Source organism: Acetobacter sacchari, from assembly GCF_017377715.1.
GTDB classification, from domain to species: Bacteria; Pseudomonadota; Alphaproteobacteria; order Acetobacterales; family Acetobacteraceae; genus Acetobacter; species Acetobacter sacchari.
The window spans coordinates 117913-140720 of the sequence record NZ_JAFVMF010000006.1; the positions used below are offsets into that span (position 1 = coordinate 117913).

The window sequence follows — 22808 nt, forward strand, 5'->3', positions numbered from 1 at the left end:
CGTGGCGCCGCCGGGCCTAGAGCCGGTAGGCGCCAAAGTCGATGTCGGGGTATCCGAATGCGGCAGGCCCCATGATCTTCAGCGCCTCCGGCGTTTTGAGCAACGCATGGGCGGGCATACCGATAATCGCGACGGAAAGACCGTATTTGACCAGTTCCGTCGTGATTGGCTCCCCCGTTTCCCGCTCGACCAGCATGATCAGGTCAGGCACACAGACGCGGACGGCGCCGTCGATCCACAGAACCAGATTTTCGTTCTGGATTGCTACGTCTGCGGTAGACCCATTGTGCTCCGCATCGCCCTGCACCTGCACGGACCCGACGGAAAAGCCGCCCTTCAATTCCCGCGTGACACCAGTCACCTTACCGGTGAAGAGTAGCGTGGCGTCCGCAGCGAGAAGCAGCCGGTCCAGCACATCCGCATGCGTGCGGCGTGCGTCTAGAATGGCGCGACCGATCGTCAGCGCCTGCGACACCGTGCCCGGCAGCGCCGCACGGCGTATGAAACTCATCGACATCGGCGCGGTGCACATGCCTGCGCCGCCCCCCATCTGCACGGTCACTGCGCGGGCCAGCGCTTCCAGCCGGTGCATCGTGTCGACGGGATCGAATGTGACCACGTTGCCCTTGTCGTCCGCGACGGCCGCCGGTGAGCACTCCTGCCCATAGACGAAGAACGTCGTCATCTGGACTTCAGGGAACGCGCGTCCCATCCCGTCGCCGTCGAGCACCGGCAAGCCCGCCTGTGCGGCCGTGGCGATCGGCTCGATGCCGTTCGATCCGCCGATTTCTTCGGAGATCAGAGCCGACGCGTTCTTACCCGTGCGCGCTTCGATCGCCCGCATGGCGCGGAGACATTCGTCGCCGCGTTTGATCTTCTCCACGCCGACGACAGGCGCGCCGATGCCGCCGAGCGCATAGACCCAGGCTTCGTCGTCCAGCGCCTCGAACGGAATGACGCGGACCTGTGCGCCCTGACGCAGCAGTTCCCGCGCGCGAAGCATGCCGAGATAGGGATTGCCCCCGCCGCCAGTGCCGAGAACGGCGCAGCCCAGCGCGAGCGGCAGCAGGTCGGGCTCTTCGACCAGAAAACCGGCGTCGGAGCGTAGATCAGGCTTTGACATGGAGATCACCGATCACCTTGACGCGTATGCGCGTTGCGTTTCCTGGAAGATATGCGAGGGGAATTTCCTCGATCTCCGCAATATCGAGCGTCGCCGCGTCTGCGCCGGCAGCAACAGCCGTCCGGCTTGCGCTCTCCTTCGCGTCAGCCAGCGCGTCGGCGCGCGTTTGGGCCGCGAGGGAATAGACCTTGTCCACCTCCCCGGAAACCTGTGCGATGGCGGCGCCTACGGCGTTCGCGACCCCGAAATGTGAAGGCTTGAGCACAGGGAGCCCTGCGATGCGATCCTGATCGACGAGAACGGAGCCGCCTCCGACGACGATGACCGGAATTTCCTCCGACGACAGCCGGGCCCGCTCGACACAGGCCGTCAGAATACGCTCCATCTCCGCACGCGCAGCCCGAAGCAGGTCGGCGGGCAGGGAGGTCAGACGCGCAGGATCGCCAAGCGCGACGGCCCCGGATGCGATCATGACATCTGTCGTGGTCAGCGTGTCGCCCCCGAAAGCCATGCCTTCAGTCGCGAGGCGATAGCCCACCGAGTCAGGTCCGACGGTCACGCCTTCCGCGCTCCGCCTCACGATCGACCCGCCACCCAACCCGACGGAGAAAACGTCGGGCATGCGGAAGTTCGTGCGCACGCCGCCTACTTCTACGGCGATACCCGCCTGCCGCGGCAGACCGCCGCGCAGCAATCCTGCGTCGCTGGTCGTGCCGCCGATATCGACGACGATGGCGTCAGACACGCCCGACAGCCATGCCGCGCCGCGCATCGAATTGGTCGGGCCGGACGCGAACGTCATCACAGGGAAACGCTCGGCGAAAGTGGCGTCCATCAAGGTGCCGTCGTTCTGCGTCAGATACATCGCCGCGCGCAGTCCGCTTTGACGTAGCGCGTCGCGGAACGCGTTCACGACCGTCGCGGACAGGTCGCGCAGGCAGGCGTTCATGATTGTAGCGTTTTCGCGCTCAAGCAGCCCGACGCGGCCAACCTCATGGGATTTCGTCACATGAACGCGGGGAATTTCCTCGCGAAGAATTTGCTCGGCCCGATCCTCCATCGTCGCGTTGATCGGAGAAAAGACCGAGGACACAGCGATGGCGCGAGTGTCCGTGTCCTTAAGTTCACGAGCTACGGATCGCAGCCCGGTCTCATCCAGCGGAGCGATTTCCCGTCCGTCGAACTCATATCCGCCACCGAGCATGTAGGAGCGCCCATGAATTGCCGCTCGCAGGTCCGAGGGCCAGTCAGTCATCGGCGGCAGGCAGGCCGTCGCGGGCAGCCCAAGGCGGATGGCGGCTGTGGGCGCGAGGTGCTTTCTCTGTACGATGGCGTTAGTGAAGTGGGTGGTGCCGATCATCACCACATCTATCTGATCTGAAGAGACGCCGGAATCGTCCAGTAAACGCGCCAGCGCTCCGCTTACTCCCGATATAACGTCTTGGCTCGTGTAGACCTTGCAGGAAGCCTTGACGCCGTTGGAATCGATCATGACTGCGTCGGTGTTCGTTCCCCCCACGTCCACGCCAATACGAATCATCGGGTACGTCCAATCTGTTGTCGAGGCGGAACGAGTACGGGACGCCGTACGGCTTTGTCAAACTGGAGAAGCTCTGGTCGGTAAGAAGTGCAACGGCGGTCGACACTGGGCGCGCCAACGTCTCCTCGCCAATCGCTCCGGTCGTCGCAGAATAGGAGGGCGGAGCAAGGGGGTGTCGCCATTAGAAGACTTGCCGCTGTTGCTGCTTGACATAGCGCCGCCAATTATCGTTTCTATGGCGGTAGGCGATGGACTCCGCCTGCCGCTATAGAGCGAACCGCTTCACGAGAAGCTGATGATTCCTGTTTCGCGCCAGACGCACGACAGGAGAGCTTTGTCCGTCCCATGAGAAATATCTTACTGAGATTCGCGTCAGCGCGGTATCCTGCGATCTGCCACCGACAGGCGCAGCGGTGGAACAAAATGTGTGCGCAGTCCGCCTTCTTGATATGTTTTATAGAAAACAGCTGAGCCGCAGGTGAGCGTCGCGCGCCGTGCGCGTATGTGATTGATCGTAAGTAATCTGGAAGAAGATCACGTGTTGTATCCGAATTTAATCTCCACGCTCATTATCGCCGTCGCCGGAGCGATCGGCACATTGCTCCGCTACTGGGTTGGATTGGCGATGCTCCGCTGGAGTCAGTCTCTGCCTTGGGGAACGATCATGATCAACGCGACCGGATCGTTTGCTATAGCTTTTTTTGGAGTTCTGACTACAACAACTGGTCGTTTCCCGATCTCTGATACCGGGCGAATGGCATTCATGATCGGAATTTGCGGTGGGTATACGACTTTTTCTTCTTTCAGCCTCCAAACTCTGGAACTGCTACGTAGTGGCGCCCCAGTGCGCGCGGCTCTGAATGTCGTGATTTCGATCGCTTTGGGCATGATCGCGGTAACGGCGGGTTACTTGGCTGCACAGGCTATAAATCGGACGCAGAGCTTCTAAGAGGCACTGCGTAATTTTAGACGTCGATGGGTCAATTGATGAGGATTAATGTTCCTCGCTCCTGCAAGCCCTATCCGTCAGATGTGAGCGAGGCAGAATGACCGTTGGTGCCGCCTTATCTGATTTTGATGCTGGGGGGGCGTCGTAGCGGGAGTATTCGCTGCAGGGGCTGTTCAATGTCCCGCACTATGTGATCCGCTAAGGGATCGTCTGGCACACAGCACATCAGCAGATGCATCGGTGGCTGAAGATAAAATATCTATAATATATTATAAAAAATGACATTCTTTTTTGCGACTCGTGGTTGGGTGCGAGGCAAAACAAATGGCGGCGTTCATCGGCAGCCGCAGATAGCGCTCGATCATCTGCTGACGCTTCACGTAAAAAGCGAGGACGTCGGCGATAATGACGCGGCCTCTCGTTTCGTCTCAGATAGTCAGGACGCAATCGGCGAGGCAATGCCTCGGGCCTATGCTGATCAGGGCTAGAAGAAAGCGGTCGCGGCAGAGGTCACGCCGCTGAATGAATCAAGTGCGTAGTCGTGAAAATGACAGAAGGAAGGTGGATTCCCGTGGTTCGAATACCTGCCTATTATCGCGGCCTACATCCTTTAGAGTGGCAAGAAGACGCATGATATGGCGGCATTAGCTCCCCTCCAAGCACCCGTTGAAATTGCTCGCCCTTGATTCACGGCATGAACGATGGCATTCGTCTGATTTTTTTAAGTCGTTGTTCATTAAATGCATTTTAAAATACGCGTTTAGCAATGAACGGACAAATTAACGTCACCATCTAGTATTTTCTTGGATAGTTCGACGTGCATTTGCGCATATAACTCTGAATTTATTTTAGTTCGAACTCGGGTTTGTGCGGCTTTTGTCCTGCTTTCCGCGGCTTCTGGATCCATTGTGATGGAAGTTATAGCATTTATAATTGCCGCCGAGTCGCCAGGCTGAACATAGCATAAGGCATCTTTTGCAAAATAATCCGAGAGCCCTCCACAATCGGATGCTATTACTGGAACGCCTAGAATCACGGCTTCCTCTATAACCGTTATGCCTGAAGCATGAAAGTTCGGGTGAAGAGCAACAACGACGATGTCTGCATCGGCATACAGGTCAAGTAATTCGGTATTATTTTTCGCCCGAACCAACCTAACATTGCTGACGCCCTGAGTCGCGTCTTTAGCGGTCCTAGATGAGCTCGCAATATGAAATTCTATGTTTGGCAGCTGTCGAGCAACGTCGCCAAGTGTTTCCCAATCACGATGTTCATCATTTCCCAGAGACAAGACACGAATTTTAGTTCCACGGCACGTAACTCGCGCCGGTAGCATCTCGTCCGAACGAATACCGAAATGAACCCTCTCTACACGCAACCATCGGAAAAGGCTCCGGCACCCGTCGCGGTTAGAAATCGACAATGTGGTCATCAAATCCAACCGCTTCAAAAGAAGACGGTAAAACCACCGCTTTAAAAACCAGTATTGATTCCACCTATCGTAAAGCCAAACAACTTGCCCGATTAATTTAGGTCGCAGGTTATGATTTCTGAATAAAAGTAAGCAAAGTACCGCTAGGGTTTGCGATTCTGTGTGAGTCCAAACGACGTCAGAGGCAAAAATACCTTCTCGGTTGCGCCACGTATGTACAAAATCGAATCCGAAAACAACTCGAATTCCGTAACGAAGAAATTTTTGATATTTTTTCTCAGGATAATCTTCCGAGTATAAAACGGACACTTCGTTGGATTCGGCTCTATAATAACCATAAGCTTTGGGCTCGTTGAGCCCCAATATACCACCATCAATCCAACGTTTACGCCACGAATTTGCCCCGAAACCGTATGCTAGTTGAACAAAAACTTTCATAGCGCGCGAACCAATCGTGTTTATGTTTAAGTCGGCACCTTGATTCGACAGCAGCACGACTTTGGCCAAGCGATGTAGCACAATGTGGTCGATTCCGTTACCCTGCAAGTTTGTATCGGGCGCATTTTTTTGTCTGGTTTTTCCAGATTGAGATTAACTTGGGTGCTGCGCTCTTGCATCTTGATGATCGTGTGGTATCTGCCGGCGCCTCTGCAAGTTTCAGTCTGGCGAAAAGGCATCCGATTTCGTTTCTCTTGTGTAGAACGAGTCGCAGACCGCCCAGACGAGGCAAAAAAAGTATCGGTGGTCGGGATTACGAAAGAGAGTTAATCAGTCGGTCATTCTACGAACAGGACATCACTACCTACGGTTCATTGAAGAAAACCCGTAAATCAATGTGATTTGGAATAGAAGTGTCCACGAAAAACTCTATATGATCTAAAATTGTCTGGAAATTTCCAGGGTTGGCGACGCATTGCGACACGACGCGATGATGCATTTCTGTCTGCACCCACATCATAGCAAGACCCATGCCCTTAGCTCAAAAAAAGATTCAATCAACCAAATGACAATCTCACAGTATCATAATTGCCAAAATGTCTTCAAAAATTTGCTTATTTTCATTAACGCCATAAACTCCACTGAAAATATTTTTAATGAGATAAATGAGAGATTTTGGCATCTTCCTATCGATCATCATCATTCTTTTTGATAAATTAAATTCCTGTCTTTTCCAGAAGTGTTTTTTCTCATTGGAAATATAAAATCCACTCTTCTCCATATTGATAATAATTTTGGAGAATTTTTCGGAAATATTGTAACGTTTGTATAGATATTCTCTATATTTTGGTTTGATTTTTTTTATGTCGGCAATGATGTTTCTTTTGCGTGCGCCATAGATATTTTTACTATGCTGTCTATAATCTGCGAGTGGCAGATGCGTATGAACCACTCCATTCAATAACATTGCAAGCATGGTAATCCATCGATCGTGAGCAAGCCGTTGCTTGGGGTCGATCAAATCAACGGGTCGTTGTTGGGAGTTGAATTGATCGAGCAATTCTCTGCGGAATGTGCAGGTAAAGCCAAAAAATGTGTTCCAAGGAGAAATATCGTTGTATTTAAGTAATCCCTCAGCTTCACATTGCTTAAATGTTCCTTTCACTGTGTCGTTTTCATCAATTAGACGTGCGTCGTGGCTATGCATCCAGCATTGAGGATCGTTCAAGGCCGATACTGCCTCCGAAATCTTGGACGGCGCCCAGATATCATCTTGATCGCAAAATGCGATATATTCGCTAGTACACAAACGCGCCGCTTTAAAGAAATTTTCTATATAACCAATATTTTTTTGATTGCGGTGTATATGCACAGGGAATGCCGCTCGTGTAGCGAATTGTTCCAATATCACAAGTGTATCGTCGGTTGAGCCATCATCGCACACGACTAACTCCGCCGGAAGATGCTCTTGGGCAAGGAGGGAGTTAAGTTGTTTGTTCAGGTGAGCGCCGCCTTGATAGGTAGCCATAGCGATGGAAACGCGCTTTTCACTCATGCTAATACCCTTAGATGCTGATTTGAAATGTTCGAACATCATCAGGCTATTGTGAATCATCTGTTTTTGCAAAGAGACGGAGTGATTGGCGGTATCGACCGATATTGCCCGACGCGAAACTAGGCGAGGAAACTACTATGTCCATCGGGCCTAACGGATGCTGACGGGGCAGGGATTTTTCAATTTGTAACGATATAAAAATGGTACGATCGGCCTCGGACGAAAGGCAAGTGTAAGGGGAGGGATCGAAAAATCCCTCGGGCTTTTAACGACGGGCGTCGACCGTTTGATCCAGTGTTGATGTTCAAAGTCTTTGCGATCCAGATATTGCACAATCTGCTCAATGAGCAGACGAAACACCTGGTCAATGATCGTCTCATTTTTTGTGCATTTTCCTAGTCTGGGACTGCGCAGGTCAAGTATCCGACGTCAGGATGATCTGGTTGCTTCGTGAGGGTCTGACGCAGACTGGCCTCATCGACGTGCTGGTCAACGCATCAGCGCCACCCGGCAAGAACATCGGATGTCTGGTGATGTCGGGCCCAATTCCTGGTTGCCATCGGTGATGACGGCTCCAAACGCAAAGCGAGAGTCATCACGCGAACCCATCAAAATCTGTCCCTAGCGTGCCCAATGAACGTATAACTAGTTCGTTTCGTCAGTTAGAGCGCGCGGTTTAGTGAGGTTTGTAATTCCAGCCGATTTTTGATGTTTTCTTCGCTTTTCCGACGAGAGCATGAATTTGCCTACGTAGTCTGAGCGATGCTCAGCGGTGTCAGAAAAATCTCGTCGCGGATCGCGGGGGGCATGCCGGCGAGACTGCTGCGAATAATCGTCTGTTTGTCTGAGCCGTCCTGTATCGTTGCCGGTCTGGCACTCTCGGATGTGACCCGCCAGCGCAGCTTTGGCGGATGAAAGAATGCTTACTGACGACTGCACCGCTGGTGTGGAAGCGCCGTGATCGAACGGATTTTACAACATCGCGCCACGGATCCTGATCGTGATAATGCATACATGATAATCGATAGCACGATTGCGCCTGTGCCACAGCGCAGCATGGACGTTCGCGAAAATGAGGCGCAGGTCAATCATCACATGATCCCGCGGCCGACTGACCGTCAAAATCCATGGCATAATGGGTGCTGCGGCATGGGCCATGGCGCTATTCCTGACGCTCGGACAATAGGCCAACATCACTGAGGCGGAGCGTTGTTCGATGACGCCCACTCCCTTGCCAAAAGGCGCTGAAGAGTGACAGATCACGCCGGATATTTAATCAGGGCGAAACCTTGGCCACCCAAGGAAACTCGGATTCTCCCTCTTCAAAAAGAGAGACGAAATCAAACGTTTTTTCCTAGACTGAAACCATCAGAGACACCGCAATACGCTACGGTAAACCGATATCAATTCCCATCGCAGCACTACAACTTGCTGCCCCCATCACCGGAGCAAACTGGCGAAAGGAACTATTGCTTCGCCAAAAACGCCCGAGCCAAGCGATCGAACTCTTCGACACTCAGGGTTTCGGCGCGTCGTGTTCCTTCAATCCTCGCGGCCGACAGGAGATGTTCTCCGCCTATGCCCTTGAGAGAACCGCGCAACATTTTCCTCCGTTGTCCGAATGCCGCAGCGGTGACGCGCTCCATCGCGGAGAACAGCTCTGGCGACGGCTGTTCCGGTCTGGGCGTTATGCTGACGACCGCCGACCAGACTTTTGGCGGAGGAGAGAAAGCGCCAGGGGGGAGCCGCATTACCTGCGCACAGTCCGCGCACCATTGCGAAATGACGGCGAGACGACCGTAATGCTCACTATCCGGCGCCGCGCAGATGCGCTCGGCGACCTCCAGCTGAAACATTAAGGTCAGCCTCTCCCACTGCGCGGCTTGCCGGAGCCAGCCGATTAGCAATGGGGTGGCTACGTTATACGGGAGATTGGCGACGATATGGCGCGGGGCGGGACAGAGCTCGGTGAGATCCACGGCGGTCGCATCGGCCTCAATAAGCCTAAGACGGTCCGGCGCTTCTTCGGTAAGTTCACCGATCACAGCCACAGCGCGGGAGTCGACCTCGATCGCCAGAACCGATGCCGCGTCGCTGTCGAGCAAAGCGCGGGTCAGGCCGCCGGGGCCGGGGCCGACCTCCACGACATGTCGTCCCTTGAGTGACCCTGCCAGCTGAGCGATGCGCTCGGTGACATTAGGATCAAGAAGGAAGTGCTGTCCAAGCGCTTTTCGAGCGTCAAGACCGTGACGTTTGATTACCGACGCCAGCGGTTCGCGGGTCGTAATCACAAAACCGCCGCGTGTGAGCGCCCATGCGCAGAAGAAAACAACATGATGGCTGTCAGGTCTTCGAGCGCATTTCGATGACCGCGCGCCGGTGCAGATCGCGGTCCAACTGACGCGCGGTCTGCTCGACGCGCTCGTTCAGAAGCTGATCCGCGATTTCGCTTGGCGTCTGGTCAGCGAAGTTTTTCGTCTGCTTGCTGCAGATCATAAGCAGGTCGATACCGTCTTCGGACACCAGCGGGCGCGTTGTCTTGCCAATCGGAAGTTCCGAGAGCACCTGACGCATCTGCGGATTGAGGCGTTCCAGTTGCAGTTCACCGGGATTGCTCGGCCGCACTTCGCCCAGCTTTTTGTTCATAGCAGCAAGGTCGTCGCACGCGTGGACGCTCTGACTGATCTGAACCGCTTGCTGTAGTGCGCGGCGCTGCTGATCGGTCGGCGCTTGTGGGTTGAGTTTCTCGGTGAAGGGTATGAACGCCTGCCGGACGTCGAGCAAAGTGCCGGGTTGATGGCCGATGACGCGTTTGCCTTCGATGGTCGCGATCACGTAACCGCCCGCGACACGGATCGGGTTGGAGATGGCGCCCTCAGGCATCTGCCTGATCATTGCGACGACCTGCGGGTCCAGGCTGTCCTCCTGCACCCAGCCCATCGATCCGCCATCGAGCGCGCTCTGCGCCTGCGAGAACTGCGCAGCGACGATGGGGAAGGGAGCGCCGCTACGAAGTTGCTGGATGATGGTTTCGGTGAATTTCAACTCCGTCTCGGTATGACGGGGATCTTCGACCGGCACGAAAATTTCGCTGATGAGGTATTCTGGACGGCCTTCCTGTTTACGAAGAGCCTCGGTCCGTTCGGCGATGTCTTCCGACGTCATGCGCGCACGGGAGCCCATCTCCTGACGAAGAACCTGCGTCCAGCCGATCTGCACGCGTATCTGGTCGATCAGGGTGGTAAGAGATACCCCGTCCTTCTCCAGTCGATCGCGCAAGGCATGCTCGGGCATTCCGTTGCGTTTTTCGATGCCGGCGATGGCGGAGGCAATCTGCTCTGACGTGACGATGATGTGGCGATCTAGGATTTCCTGCGTACGGAGACGTTCGTCGATCAGCTGTCGCACGATCTGCGGACGAAGCCGGTTCATCAGGTCTTCGCTGACCGGCAGGCCGGTGGATAGCGCAAACAGGCGTCCGCGATTGTCAACGTCCCGGCGAGTCAGAGGGGTGCCATTAATGACGGCGATGATCGTGTCCTGTGTCTCCCCGTACACAACCTTGCTCTTGCCGGATTCTGCGCCCTGCACGGCGGCGGGCGCATCCTGATCCGTTCCGGCGGCAGGAGGGGCGGCCTGTGAGCCGTGATGACGGTGTCCGTGTAGCGAAGCCTGAGCGGACGCCTCTGGCGCTGTCACGAAGGGGGACGTCGCGCCCAGAACGGTCATGATGGCCAGGGCGGACCCTGTAACGGAAAGGCTCAGGCGCATGGAAGGTCGATCTCTCACCGTTTGGACAGGGCGGATACTGTTGTCTAGCGGAGTAAGGGGGGTTTTTGAAGCGCTACGGTTGCGGCCTCTGGTGGAGGCCATGGCCGAAGCGCGGAACGCTCGGCTCCGAGCAAAGGGCTCAGCCGTTGAGCGAAGAAGGCTAAATCATTTCAGGCCGAACGCGCCGATCGTCTTGAGCGTGAGCGTGAACAGGTAGGTCGAATTTCGCTGCTGGCCGCCGATCGTTGTGTATTGCTTGAGGTAGAGGAAATCGAGCCCGAAGCAGTCGTTCTGATAGCCAACCGAGGTTCCCAAAGACACAAAGCTTTTCCTCGAAATGGCTCGACGTGCGAAAGCTGATGCATGCCAGTTCGCCCAGTATGTCGACACGCCACCGCTGAGTTCGTTGGTGCGCTGGAAATACACCGACGTCGGCGTCGAGTTGCGGAAATTGTTGACATAATAATAGTACGGCGTGACCGGTTCCCACACATATCCGCCGTTGATCTGGAAATGCGGAATGGATAGGCCGAACAGCGCGTCGCCGAAGTCGATGTCCCCGTTCTTCGGGTTTACGCGTGCACGGGCGGTAAAGTTGAAATATTGCGAAGGCTCGACGCGCGCGCGCGCCACTACGTCCGAAAGATGGTGATTCAGTCCTGAATAGGGCAGTCGATCATGCTCGACATGTTCCTGGAAGCTCTCACCCACCAACAGATCAACCTGATGGCCATTCCAGGTCCAGTTTCCGTGCAAACCGATATTTGCCCGCGCGCCACCGTCGATGCGGTCGGTGCCCTGATAACGGTTCAGTTCGAACAATGTTGAATCCGTGAACTCGTAATTCAGACTGTCTTCGTTCGGCAGAAGCCGGGAGGCGCCATTTCCGGTGTTGGGCGCGTAAATCGCCTGAACGATCGGTTCGAAAATCTGCGTTCCGCGTCCTTTTGAGAAGGTGCGCAGAAACGGCCAGTTCATTTTCAAGGCGACGGTCGGCACGACCTGCGCGCGTGTCACGGAGCCGCTGTACGTGTAGAAATTCGGACGTTCATTCACTGATCGAGCGTGATACAGCATCGAATCGAGACGCAGGGTCAGAAGGTATTTCTGCCCCCAGCTGTTCCGGAACGGGCGATCCCAGTTGAGTTGCAACTCGCCGCGCTGGTCGCTGGTGCCATTCGAGCGATAGACGTTGAAATCGTGGGTGTTCACGCCAAGCCTGCCGCCAAGCGCGTCAGGTTGTCCGAGGAAACTGTATTCGTAGGACGGCAGGACGAACGGCAGGTCGCTGTTGCTGATGACGCCCTGATTCAATCCCTGGTAAAATTGAGTGTCGAGGCGTGAATATGCTCCGGTGCCGAATCCTTCCAGATAAGCGTTGGAATTCAAGGTGTCGGCGCCGTAACCCTGAATGCGGTAATCGCGCATATAGTTCGCCGAACTGGCGATATTCACATTGAAACCGCCCCGCCATGTCGGGGTGATGTTGGCGAGGCCGCGTGCGAACACGTAGCCTTGGATGCCATGGTCATTGGTGGCGCCAACAGAATTACCGAACGTATTAACGTAGCCGCTTTGCTTATGCGTGTCGTAAGCGACGCCGCCGAGGATCGTCAGCGTACCGAAGTTCAGCCTGTTGCGGTACTGCGCGCTGATCTGCGGTCCAGTTTTTGTTGACACCAGCCCCTGTATCGTCGCGTCGGACTGATCGTCGATGACCCAGTAATAGGGGACGGTCAGATATGTTCCCAGGTAGCGGTCGTGCGGCGTCAGGCCTGGGGTAAGAAAACCGCTGTGTCGTTTCGCCGAAGGGTCGGTCATCGAGAAGAACGGCAGATACAGAACCGGGATGCCCAGAATATCCATGTAAGCGTCGCGGAAGTTAATCTGCTGGTGCTCCAGGTCCTGCGTGGCGTCGTAAGCCCTAAGTTGCCAGAATGGCGGGCGGGTCCTGTCTTTGGCGCAGATTTCGCAGGCAGTGTAGACGGCGCGGGAGAGATCGTTGATCTTCCCGCTCGTGCGGCGCATGCCGTTGGCCGCCAGTTTCGCATTGTCCTGCATGATCGCGTTGACGTGCGTCATGACCCCTTCGTGCATATCGCCGGTGAGTTCGGCATAGCTCGAAAAAAGCACCGACCCGTCCGGCTGACTCGATGCGACGCTGCCGGTCGCCGCGATGATCCCGGTGTTACGGTCATACGTCATCTTGTCGGCGCGCATGATCCGGTCGCCCTGCCAGACCTGAACGTTACCGGTCCATGTGATGACGCCCGCATGGTCGTCGTAGCTGACCTTGTCCGACTGAAACGTGACCGGCTCGCCCGGATTGTTGGTACGCCCGGTGTTGACGTGCAAGGGAGTGGCGCGGAACTGCGCATGGGCGGAGGACCCGGCGAAAGCCCCGAGTACGCCAAGTGCCCACACGCCCGCAGGCAGCCTCAACCGGCGGGACAAATCGAAAGGAATTGCGTCTCCGGCTTTGACCCGACGCCTGCGCGCCCAACGAGGGGCGCGGCGCAATGACGTGACCGAACTAAACCGGGCGAAACTCAAGATCAGCCGTCCTCCAGATGCAGCAGCAATGAGACGGCAAGGCAAAGCCCCGCCCCGGTTGGCGCCCACGCCGCAAGCAGCGGCGGCAAGGCGCCGGAATTACCAAATTGCTCGGCGACTTTCGAGACTGTGAAGAGCAGAAAACCGGCCGCGACGCCAGAGCCGATCATCTGCGCCACTCCGCCGCGACGCGTCGGACGCATGGAGAAACCGGCGGACACCAGCGCCATTGTGCCCGCAAGTATTGGCAGGGCGAGCAACGATTCAAAGTGTAAGCGATGCCGGATGGAGGAAAAACCCGATCTCTCAAGCAGCGCGATGAAGCTCGGAAGAGCCCAGACCGATAATGTGTCGGGCGATGCGAAGCTCTCCTGCACCCGCGATAGCGTCAGATCCGTGGGCAGTGTGACGATATGCGGCTCTCCCGCAGTCTCGTCCGGACGCAGTGTCCGGGCCTGCTGGAAAACCCACTGGCCCGGAGCAAGCAACCCAATCGGGGCCTCGATCCTTTCGATGAGATGATCGTTTCGGTCGATGCGGAAAATGCTGATGTCGCGAATTTCCAGTTGCTTTTTCATCAGCCGGGTGTCGCGGGCGTGAAGGATCGCCACGCCATGGGCGTCGAGACCGGAATCGAGTTGCCTGAGCCACAATGACGAACCTGATAGGCTCAGCGGCCCGCCGCCGGTGCGCAGATATTGTGAATCCAGAGCCTCCGCTCGCGCATACATGATGGAAGACAGAGGCGAGATGACGGCGGTGGTCAGGCCGCCAAGCAGAAGCGCGCAGGTTAACGGAGCCGCCAAAAACTGCCACGCGGAGATACCGGCTGCGCGCGCGACGATAAGCTCTGAAGACCTTGTGAGACGCCAGAAACAGACGATCCCGCCCAAGAGCACGCCGAACGGCATGATTTCCATAAAAAAATACGGGATGTGCAGTCCGGCGATCTCTGTGACCAGGCTGGTCGGCACGTCGGGTTTGGTGGCGACGCGCCGCAGCAGGTCGATGAAGTCGAACAGGCAGACGATCCCGGTCAGCGTGGCTGTCATTGACAGGACCGACAGCATGAACTGGCGCGCGATATAGATGGAGAGCGTGACAGAAACCACCACGAGACGGATCTCCCGCGTTCTAGCGTGAGGCGGGCGAGGCGTCGCGAGACGCGCCCAGCCGTCTCGTGACGTCGGATCCGGAGGAACCGATCCCTGACGCGAACAGCATTGCGGCGCAGATAAGCCCGGGAACGGCCGCTTCGATCAGAATCAGGGGAATCAGCGCGGTGTTGCGGCTCGCAAGGTTCTGGAGAAGCAGGTTTAACGCCAGCAGCGCGACGACCGTCACGACGGCGAGGAGGGGGCGGCTGATGTTTCCGTGTCTGGAGAAAGCTCCCTGCAGTACCGCGACGAGGCCGATCATGGCGAAAGAGAACGCTGTGAACGGGGAGGTGATTCGCCGCCATCCCTCGACCGCCAACTTGCCCCGGTCGCGGTTGCTGACCTCATGTAGGTTAGGCGACAGCAGCTCATGCAGAGACATTTCGGCAGCGTCCCGGTAACGCACTTGGCTGTCCTTGTTGGATGTCAGGTCGAGCGCGTTCCGGTCAAACAGTAGCATAGTCAGGCGTCCGGTCTTCGGGTCGATTTCCTGCCGCGATCCTTCGAACAGCACGACCCGGGGCTGATCGTTCACCAGCAGCATAGTGCCTCTCTTGGCTAGAATCGTGGCGCGGCTGTTGGCTACGCGGTCGTCCTCCACCACGATTCCGCGCAGGGTGCCGTCATGATCGCGTTCGCGGACATAGACGGTCATGACGTCTGACACACGCGTGAAGACGCCTTCCTGAAGCATGAAGGCCGCCATCTTGTTGCGGATCTGGAATTCGAACTGCCGGAAGTCACGATAGGAAACGGGGACGATCCACAGGTTCAGAAGGAACGTGAGGGCGGTCGCGAAGCTTGCGCAAACCAGACCCGGCCTCGCCAGGGCGAACGGTGAGAGGCCAGCCGCCCGCATGACGGTCAATTCGCGGTCTCCAGCCAGCCGCTGATACATGAAGAGCGTCACGATGAAGGTAGTGATCGGCAGCACGACCGCTACGAACGACGGGATCATCATGCTGGTCAGTTCGATGAACACGCGCAGCGAGAGGCCGCGATCAACGACCAGAGACACGAATCGGAGCGACTGCGTGAGCCAGATCAGCGCGGCCAGCCCGCCAGTCGAGGCGGCGAGCGCGACAAATAGCTGACGGATAACGTAGCGGTCGAGTGTGGTGAAACCCTTCACCGGAGGACACCTGCGGTGTGTCGAGCGGGCAAGGCTGCGTTGTGCAAGCGAGCGTCGCGCGATTCGCGCCAAATATCAGCCAGAGCAAGCACCGCTTCCACTCCTCCGTTGAGGCGAACGAACGGCCGAACGTCTGACGCCGCTAACCGTTGCAAGACGGTCACGGCGGGAGGGAGGGCGACAGCACGATCGCCGCGTTCCACGTTGGAGACGCCGTTGAAACCTGGCGGAGAAGGTGGGATTCGAACCCACGGTACGCTTACACGCACGGCGGTTTTCAAGACCGCTGCCTTAAACCACTCGGCCACCTCTCCTGAGCCCGTAAAATCTTCTAGATCAAAGACTTAAGGGAAGGCAAGTCATCGAACACCTCCACCAAATCACGGGTCTGTGCCGCCTTTTGTGCCAGCATTGGCAACCTCGTCAAGCTCAGACGTGTCAAAGGGCGGACAGATAGATCTCGATCGTCTTTACGGACGTGTGTCCTAGATGCCTGTCTGGCCGGTAAATGTCACCCCCGCCTTGAACTGTCGGATCGCTAAGGCCTGTCGGAGATCATGTGAGCGGAACCGGCGGAACAGATGTCCGTCGACAATTTTTCGTCCATCGAGCCGTCGCATGACCGCTCCAAAATTGCTGGCGACGTCACGACAAGCATCCATCCCGATTCCTGAATGTCGGGCGGGTTGTGTGATCGCTTGGCAAGACTTCGGTTACGTTGCCGCCCGGCGTCACCGAGGCCAGCGTCCGCGGCGGTTGACCTGTGTTGGCCAGGTTAGCTGCAGCAGGTGCAGGTCTCCTTTCGACGTCCGCTCATCTCCTTCATGACGGCAGGGCAGGAGCAATTATCAGGGGGAGGGGCAACTGCCCTTCTCGACAGCCTCCCCATCGCACAGTGGCTGCTGACCGATTGCCTGCATGACGCCGAATAAAACTGTGGCGCGCCGGAGGAGGGGGAGTGAAGCCGCTCACTCCTCGTGGGAAATCACATGGGAAGCTCGTTAGACACGACAAGAAAAAATATAAGCGATGCGTCAGATCGAGATCATGTCTGGACGCCTCGGGGATTGGAAGGCGCGTCCCAGCACGCCATGACAGAGGTTCAGCCATCATGTGCCGGCTATGAGGCCCAGGCTTACGCCAACGATTTCGCTACCGGGACCGCCAGCGTGATCCGGACGGTGGGAAACAAGGTCATTCAGATGTGGTCGGCGAATGTCGGACCGGGCACGCGCGTCAACTATCCGATCGCGATGTCGTCGCTCGGGTCGCAGCCGATAGGGGTCGCCTATTCCGCGAATGGCGCAGGCGCCGGCAGCTAGGTCAACTGCTACGCGGCGGATAACAGCGGCTTTACCGCGACGGCGTTCGGGTCTGACGGATCGACGCGGACTGTGACAATCACCTTTTTGATCATGGGGATTTTATAATGGCGGAGATCGACGCCCGGACTGTCTACCCGAACCGGTCTTATGCGTCGTGCGACATGTCGGCGGCGCAGCCCGCGCCTGTGACGGGCTGGTGGGCTGCGTGGGGCATGAGCGATCCCGCCGTCGCGCCGCCGGTCGCGGATCTGGTCCCGCTGACGGCGGATCAGTGGGACGGTCGCCTGACGGGCGGATGGGGCGTGCAGGGCGGAGCGCTGGTCGCCATGACCGAAGAGCAGCTTGCGGACGCGGTTCCTCTCGCCGTCCGGGCGGGCTTTGCGCTCACGGCCGCGCAATACGTCGTCTGGGCCGAGTATGGATCGCTTGGCGACGCGGCTCCGGGCGCGTGGATCTCGTATCAGAAAGCGCTGAAAGCCATTGTCGACGGGACTGATACGACCAGCACAATCCTGCCTACTGCTCCCGTGGAGACCAGCGATGTCTGACAGTGCCGCAACGAAAGAAGATATCGACAAACTCAGGGACGATACCGACGCGAAGCTCGGTCAGATCTGGACCGAACTGCGCAAGCTCAACACGGCGGAAAGCAGGTGCGCCGCACTGAACGGGGCGCTGCTGATCCTCGGCTCCGCCATCGGAAGCGGCATCGTCAACGCACTGCAGCATGCGCGCTGATTGTGATTTGCCTTATGTATTATAAAGGAAACGAAAGTTAATTATTGACAGCAGCGAGATAAAGCGGCGCCCCAGGCATCACAAAATCGCGAGGTTCCATAGTTTAATCGAACTTTAGCTATTCCACCTTTTGTTAAAATTGAGGCGTTTAAATGGATCGTTTCGAGAGCAAATTAATTTATTGATTAATATCAATGATTTAAATTGAGAAAAAAATTTTATTTAGGCGTATTTGTTGTTTGTTATGTAAAAAATAACATTACAAATCAAATAATGGAATACAGGCATTTTATGAAAGATGTCCAATTATAAAACAACTTTCGCAATTGACCTGTTTGGAAAATATTAATTTTCGTGGCGCTGCCAGCGTTGATCTGAAACCGAATTCAGACACATCCTTGAAGAGGGTATTGCTATGGCTACGACGACGACAACGACAACTACCAGCAGTGGCGTAAAATACACGGTAACAACGAATACGTTGTTGGGCGCTATAACCTCATGGAATGTTACGATCACTGACCCGGACGGCACTACGGCTTACAACGGCACACTCCTTCCAGGTGCTCTGGGCATCCTTCAGACCGGTTACGTGGCTTCATCCACCGATAGCGCAATCAGCATTGCGAACCTGCTTGTTGGAGCGACCTACATTGTCCCCGCAGGCGTTACCGGATCTGTGGACATTCTGGCGAATCTGATCACGATCTTTCCGACGACGATCTACGTGGGCGGGACAGCGACGATTTCAACGCTGTTGAGCGCGCTCAGCGGGCTCGTCGTCGATGTCGACGGAGGCACGGCGACCCTCAACAATGGTTTGGTGGCCAACGCTCTTTCCGGAACGACCGTCAATATCACGAACGGTGGCACATTCTCTGGTGGTACCTCGTTGATCACCGCACTGTCCGGGACAACGATTCACTTCGGAACAGGCGGGGGCACCTTCATTCTGAATGCAGGGGCGTCGCTTCTCAACCTGTCGAGTACATCTATAACGGGCTACGATCCGTCCAAAGATACAATCGAGTTGGAAAATACCGTTACGACAGTATCGTACTATACAATAACGGGATCATCCACGGTAAAAACGATAACGCTATACGGTGTATCGGGGACCGAGATAGCGTCATACAGCGCTACGCTCGCCAGCGGGGTGACGCTGACAAATAATACGTATTATATTAACGGAAGCACAACCAACCCGCTAAAAATTACCTATTCAGATAATAATACTTACATAGGGGCCTGCTTCCTTCCTGGTTCGATGATCCGGACGCCCTCAGGAGACGTGCCTGTTGAAGACGTCCGCATTGGGGATGTCGTCACTACCTTCGATTGGCGCAGCAATACTGAAAAAACGCAGAATGTCCGATGGGTTGGCTGCAAGAGCGTCACCGTAAGCAAGGATCTCCGGGACGATGAAGCCGGATACCCGGTTCGTGTCCTGAAGGATGCAGTCTCGCAGGGCGTTCCTTGCAAGGATATGCTCGTCACCGCAGAGCATTGTCTTTTTTTTGAGGGAAAATTTATTCCGGTCAGAATGCTGGTTAATGGAAAAAGTATTTTTTATGACATGAGCATTACGACCTACACTTATTACCATATCGAGACGGAACCGCACGCAGTCATCTGGTCCGACGGCATGCTGACAGAGACGTATCTGGATACCGAAAATAGATATCTCTTCCGACAGCATGGAGAGGTTTCGACAATAGCCGGTCGCGCTCGTTCTTGGGAAAGCGACGCTGCTGCGCCGTTGACCGTGGAACGCTCCGCTGTCGAGCCGATTTATCGTGCGATCGACGCTCGCGCAGCTGTGGTGGCGGAAAATTCGCCCGAAAATGAAGTATCTTTCGAGAGCGATCCGGACGTCCACCTTATGACCGACAGAGGGCAGATTCTGAGGCCTCTCAGGCGTAATGGCGACCATTACTCCTTCATGATTCCGCCCGGAGTGAGCAACGTCAGAATCATGTCACGTAAAAGCCGGCCCAGCGATTCTATCGGCTCCTTTGTCGATGACAGGCGTGAGCTGGGTGTGCTGGTCGGTAATATTATGAAATCCAGCGCTGATAAGGTCGAAATCATCGATCAGCATCTTACGGCCTTGTCTCTGGACGGGTGGCACGGACTGGAAGAGGGGCGAGGTCGCTGGACAACCGGAGCAGGAAGTGTGTCCGTCGCTTCCGATTCCTCCTGCTCGCCCTTCTTTCTTGCCGTAGAGGTGATGGGCGCTGGGCCTTATCGGGCGCCCACTAGCGCAGTTAGCATTGAACGCAGAAGAGCATAAATAAAGATCGCGTGGCATCCGACGGGCGCGGTGATATCCGCTTCCCGTCGAGTGCAAAGGATTTTTTGTAGTTTTCCGGTGTTTCGCCTGAATGTCGATGCGTTGGCCAGCCGCTCTTTGGGCAGTTTTTTGCTCAGTGCATCAAGTGAATGGCTCGCTGCAACTTGCGTCCGAGTGGCCGCATGAAAGCAGTCTCATGAATTTCGAGAAGGTCGGTTCATATCTGCGTCAGCCAGCGTTCCCATTCACCCTGGCGGATATCGTCGAAAAACGTATTGCGCTCTGATTCGGCGTGTTGCCCGAAGGCAATATGATCGCGGGTCGCACGTTATTTCGCCCTTCAGAGATCCAGAATTCTCTCCGGTTTGGCGCGCCCGCGAATCACGTCGACAATTCCCAGAAGATTGCCAAGAAGACGGCCGCGTCGATCAATATAAGATTCGGGTCGCACGCTGCGGGCCGCGTTCATTCCCATGTTGCGTGAGATACTCAGAAGAGACTTTCGCCACGCAAAGGTGCCCTTGCGGGCGAAATAAACCGGATTGACGACCTGCGAATACCCGAGGCGTTTTCCTGATGTGCGTCCCTTTTTTGTGCCTAGGTGAACGCCGGTCGCAGCGTTAATTTTGACGACACGCCCATAAGGCGCAACGCGCCGCGAAAAATCGACGTCCTCGTACCACGCATACAACGGCAACCGCTCATCAAAGCGCAGGGCGTGGTCGCGGATCGGCGCAAGACGGAACGCCATGTTGCATCCATAGCCGTTCCATGTCGGCTCGATGGAAGGATCACCGTTCGCGCCGCTGACAATGGCCCCGTCGAGAATCGCCTCTCCTTCGTCGATACTCAGTCCGGGCCCGCGCGCTCCATCCGCAAGAACGCGTCCGGTCGTTATCGCAACATCAGGTTGAGCAGAGAAAATCGCCAGAGTGCGCTCGATATAATGTGGGTCAGTAAGGAAATCATCGTCGAAGAAGAAAATGAAATCGTCATCCCCGGCCTCGTCGAGCAAGGCGTTACGTTGAATCGGCAGGCCGGGAGGGGCGTACATGATCTTCAGGTCGTCTGCTTCATCCAATCCTTCGACGTCCGCCGCCTTTGTCGCGCAAATGACGATACGTTGCGCCTTTCGTGTCTGGCCGCGCAGGTGCGCGATCGTCGACGGAAGGATCGTCGGTCGACCGCTTGTCGCGATACCGATGAAAACGCGGATACCGTCGACGCGATCCTTTTGGGCGGACGATGGCGGGGCGTCCGCTTGTGAGAAGACGAGCGCGCCAGTGTCTGTGTCAGAATATGCCAAGACCAACGACGTCCATTCCTTTCTTGCGCACGGCGGCGGTCAGGGTTTCCCTCGCCGACGTTGATTCCGTGGCTGTTTTGAAACGCCGGCAATGCGGCGCCGTGGTCACAAGATGCATACCATAGCGAGCGTTGACGGTGCGGGCGAAGCGCCCGCTGAGATCGCCCAGAACCATGGGCGAAGCGCTGCGAACCTCACGTGGTTCGCTGAGGTAGAGATGGCCAGCCACTCCATCGGCGGCCTCACACCAGACTACGTCCCCCGATAAGGCGCTGCTCTGTGACAAATCCCGCGCAATGGCTGCTGGGGTCAGGATTGAGGGCGTCGCGGCAATAATCGCCAAAAGAAACGTTATGCGGCGATGAAGCGAAGGGATCATTTTCATCAAGCCCTTAACTCCAGAGCCGTTTGTTTCAGTCGTTCAGCCGCTTTGACCCAGGTGAAGTCCTGCGCACGCTTCAGCCCCTTCGCCTTCATGGTCGCGGCGAGAGACGCATCATCCAGAATGCGAAGAACCTGAGCGGAAAACTCATCAGGGACCGCCGGGTTGGCGTAAAGCGCCGCGTCTCCGGAAATTTCTTCGAGCGCGGGTATCGCAGAAGCGACCACGGGACAGCCGCAGGCCATCGCTTCGACTGACGGCAATCCGAAGCCCTCATAGAGGGACGGGAAGACAAAGCATGAAGCCGCGCGATACAGGGCATGGAGTTCACCGTCCGTCACGCGCCCCACATATTTGGCAGGCTCGGGCAGGGAGGCTGTGGCGCTGAATACGCTTGAGTTCACGCCGCCGCTGATGACAAGCGGCACACCGCGCGCCGCGAGGGCTTTGGCGAGATTTCCCAGACCGGCGAGGTTTTTGTGCGGCGCTAGGTTGCCTACGGCAAGCACGAACGGCTTTCCGCTCAGGCCATTTCGATCGAGTATCGCGGGGTCAGGCGTTTCTCGAAGAATGTGCTCGGCGCCTTCGGGAATGACAGAGATACGACTTTCCGGCGTGCGTAAAAACCGCGACAGCTCCGAGCGTGAAAATTCCGAAACGGTGACGAGGCGGGCATCGCTGCGCACCAGGCAGGCTTGTAGCGCCCGGTACCAAAGTCGGAACTTCCAAGAATACCCACCCGGTTGAGCGAAAACGGCAGCGTCATGAAGAACCACGATCTGACGCCCGCCGAAAACGGGGGCCGTATTACCCAGATTAATCAGAACGCCGCTTCGCGCGACGCGAGGCAGTTCCGCCTGTTCCCATATCTGACCGCCCAGCTTCCCAACGCCTTTGACGGAAAGCCCGCCTGTTGACAGGCCTCCGGCGGACGGGGGAGGAGCGGTCGGCGCCAGAAGCACGGGAGGAGGGCCGTCGACGGTCGCCCAGGATGCCGCCATCGCCCGAGCGATTTCTCCGGCAAAACGCTGCACACCGCTTAAATGCTGGGTCAGATAACGCCCGTTTATGAATACTGGCAGCACTGAAGGTTCCGTGAAATGCGTAGAGCGTG

18 protein-coding genes, 1 tRNA gene and 1 riboswitch are annotated in these 22808 nt (G+C 56.5%); of the genes, 5 read left to right on the plus strand and 14 right to left on the minus strand.

The window, feature by feature from the left end:
* Window positions 1-16: 16 nt before the first annotated feature.
* Both J2D73_RS06830 and J2D73_RS06835 read right to left on the minus strand, forming a co-directional pair.
* Window positions 17-1123, minus strand: coding sequence for a DUF917 domain-containing protein (locus J2D73_RS06830; protein ID WP_207880734.1), 1107 nt, complete (start codon window positions 1121-1123; stop codon window positions 17-19).
* On the minus strand, window positions 1110-2663 hold the full coding sequence (locus tag J2D73_RS06835; RefSeq protein WP_207880736.1) for a hydantoinase/oxoprolinase N-terminal domain-containing protein: 1554 nt from the start codon (window positions 2661-2663) through the stop codon (window positions 1110-1112). The genes J2D73_RS06830 and J2D73_RS06835 overlap by 14 nt, the downstream gene beginning before the upstream one ends.
* Before the next feature lie 235 nt (window positions 2664-2898).
* Window positions 2899-2975: riboswitch (Fluoride riboswitch) on the plus strand.
* A gap of 196 nt (window positions 2976-3171) precedes the next feature.
* Between J2D73_RS06835 and crcB the strand changes: the two genes are divergently transcribed.
* On the plus strand, window positions 3172-3612 hold the full coding sequence (gene crcB, locus J2D73_RS06840) for a fluoride efflux transporter CrcB (RefSeq protein WP_408736830.1): 441 nt from the start codon (window positions 3172-3174) through the stop codon (window positions 3610-3612).
* Window positions 3613-4372: 760 nt separating this feature from the next.
* Here crcB and J2D73_RS06845 read toward each other — a convergent pair.
* From J2D73_RS06845 to J2D73_RS06885, 9 genes are all read right to left on the minus strand, one after another.
* Complete coding sequence (locus J2D73_RS06845; protein WP_243429730.1) at window positions 4373-5551, minus strand: glycosyltransferase family 4 protein; 1179 nt, start codon at window positions 5549-5551, stop codon at window positions 4373-4375.
* A gap of 505 nt (window positions 5552-6056) precedes the next feature.
* Window positions 6057-7037, minus strand: a complete 981-nt coding sequence (locus J2D73_RS06850) for a glycosyltransferase family 2 protein (protein ID WP_207880739.1) — start codon at window positions 7035-7037, stop codon at window positions 6057-6059.
* A gap of 1466 nt (window positions 7038-8503) precedes the next feature.
* A complete protein-coding gene (rsmA, locus tag J2D73_RS06855) occupies window positions 8504-9328 on the minus strand; it encodes a 16S rRNA (adenine(1518)-N(6)/adenine(1519)-N(6))-dimethyltransferase RsmA (protein WP_341535038.1) in 825 nt (274 codons plus the stop codon).
* Window positions 9329-9380: 52 nt separating this feature from the next.
* On the minus strand, window positions 9381-10808 hold the full coding sequence (locus J2D73_RS06860; protein ID WP_207880742.1) for a peptidylprolyl isomerase: 1428 nt from the start codon (window positions 10806-10808) through the stop codon (window positions 9381-9383).
* Between the two features lie 165 nt (window positions 10809-10973).
* Window positions 10974-13232: an LPS-assembly protein LptD gene (locus J2D73_RS06865; RefSeq protein ID WP_408736831.1), complete on the minus strand. Its 2259-nt coding sequence runs from the start codon at window positions 13230-13232 to the stop codon at window positions 10974-10976.
* 131 nt (window positions 13233-13363) lie between these two features.
* Entirely contained in the window at window positions 13364-14476 is a 1113-nt protein-coding gene (gene lptG / locus J2D73_RS06870) for an LPS export ABC transporter permease LptG (protein ID WP_207880745.1), read from the minus strand.
* 19 nt (window positions 14477-14495) lie between these two features.
* Window positions 14496-15650 carry an LPS export ABC transporter permease LptF gene (gene lptF / locus J2D73_RS06875; RefSeq protein ID WP_207880749.1) on the minus strand — a complete coding sequence of 385 codons (1155 nt, stop codon included), beginning with the start codon at window positions 15648-15650 and terminating at the stop codon, window positions 14496-14498.
* A gap of 224 nt (window positions 15651-15874) precedes the next feature.
* Window positions 15875-15964: transfer RNA gene (locus J2D73_RS06880), tRNA-Ser, on the minus strand.
* A 171-nt stretch (window positions 15965-16135) separates the two neighbouring features.
* A complete protein-coding gene (locus tag J2D73_RS06885; RefSeq protein WP_207880752.1) occupies window positions 16136-16312 on the minus strand; it encodes a hypothetical protein in 177 nt (58 codons plus the stop codon).
* A 429-nt stretch (window positions 16313-16741) separates the two neighbouring features.
* Here J2D73_RS06885 and J2D73_RS06890 point away from each other — a divergent pair, with 429 nt between their 5' ends.
* The 4 genes from J2D73_RS06890 (at window position 16742) to J2D73_RS06905 (ending at window position 20006) form a co-directional block, all read left to right on the plus strand.
* On the plus strand, window positions 16742-16972 hold the full coding sequence (locus tag J2D73_RS06890) for a hypothetical protein (protein ID WP_207880755.1): 231 nt from the start codon (window positions 16742-16744) through the stop codon (window positions 16970-16972).
* Between the two features lie 107 nt (window positions 16973-17079).
* Window positions 17080-17523 (plus strand): hypothetical protein, encoded by a 444-nt coding sequence (locus J2D73_RS06895; protein WP_207880758.1) that lies wholly within the window; start codon window positions 17080-17082, stop codon window positions 17521-17523.
* Window positions 17516-17713 carry a hypothetical protein gene (locus tag J2D73_RS06900; protein ID WP_207880761.1) on the plus strand — a complete coding sequence of 66 codons (198 nt, stop codon included), beginning with the start codon at window positions 17516-17518 and terminating at the stop codon, window positions 17711-17713. Before J2D73_RS06895 ends, J2D73_RS06900 begins: the two co-directional genes overlap by 8 nt.
* Window positions 17714-18128: 415 nt before the next feature.
* On the plus strand, window positions 18129-20006 hold the full coding sequence (locus tag J2D73_RS06905) for a Hint domain-containing protein (protein WP_207880765.1): 1878 nt from the start codon (window positions 18129-18131) through the stop codon (window positions 20004-20006).
* A gap of 340 nt (window positions 20007-20346) precedes the next feature.
* On the opposite strand, the gene J2D73_RS06910 is transcribed toward J2D73_RS06905, so the two are convergent.
* Genes J2D73_RS06910 through J2D73_RS06920 form a run of 3 tightly spaced genes read right to left on the minus strand, consistent with a single transcriptional unit; the run spans window position 20347 to window position 22779 of the window.
* Window positions 20347-21312, minus strand: coding sequence for a glycosyltransferase family 2 protein (locus J2D73_RS06910; RefSeq protein WP_243429731.1), 966 nt, complete (start codon window positions 21310-21312; stop codon window positions 20347-20349).
* Complete coding sequence (locus J2D73_RS06915) at window positions 21299-21697, minus strand: hypothetical protein (protein ID WP_207880767.1); 399 nt, start codon at window positions 21695-21697, stop codon at window positions 21299-21301. The genes J2D73_RS06910 and J2D73_RS06915 overlap by 14 nt, the downstream gene beginning before the upstream one ends.
* Window positions 21697-22779, minus strand: coding sequence for a glycosyltransferase family 4 protein (locus tag J2D73_RS06920; RefSeq protein WP_341535039.1), 1083 nt, complete (start codon window positions 22777-22779; stop codon window positions 21697-21699). Before J2D73_RS06920 ends, J2D73_RS06915 begins: the two co-directional genes overlap by 1 nt.
* Between the last annotated feature and the right edge of the window lie 29 nt (window positions 22780-22808).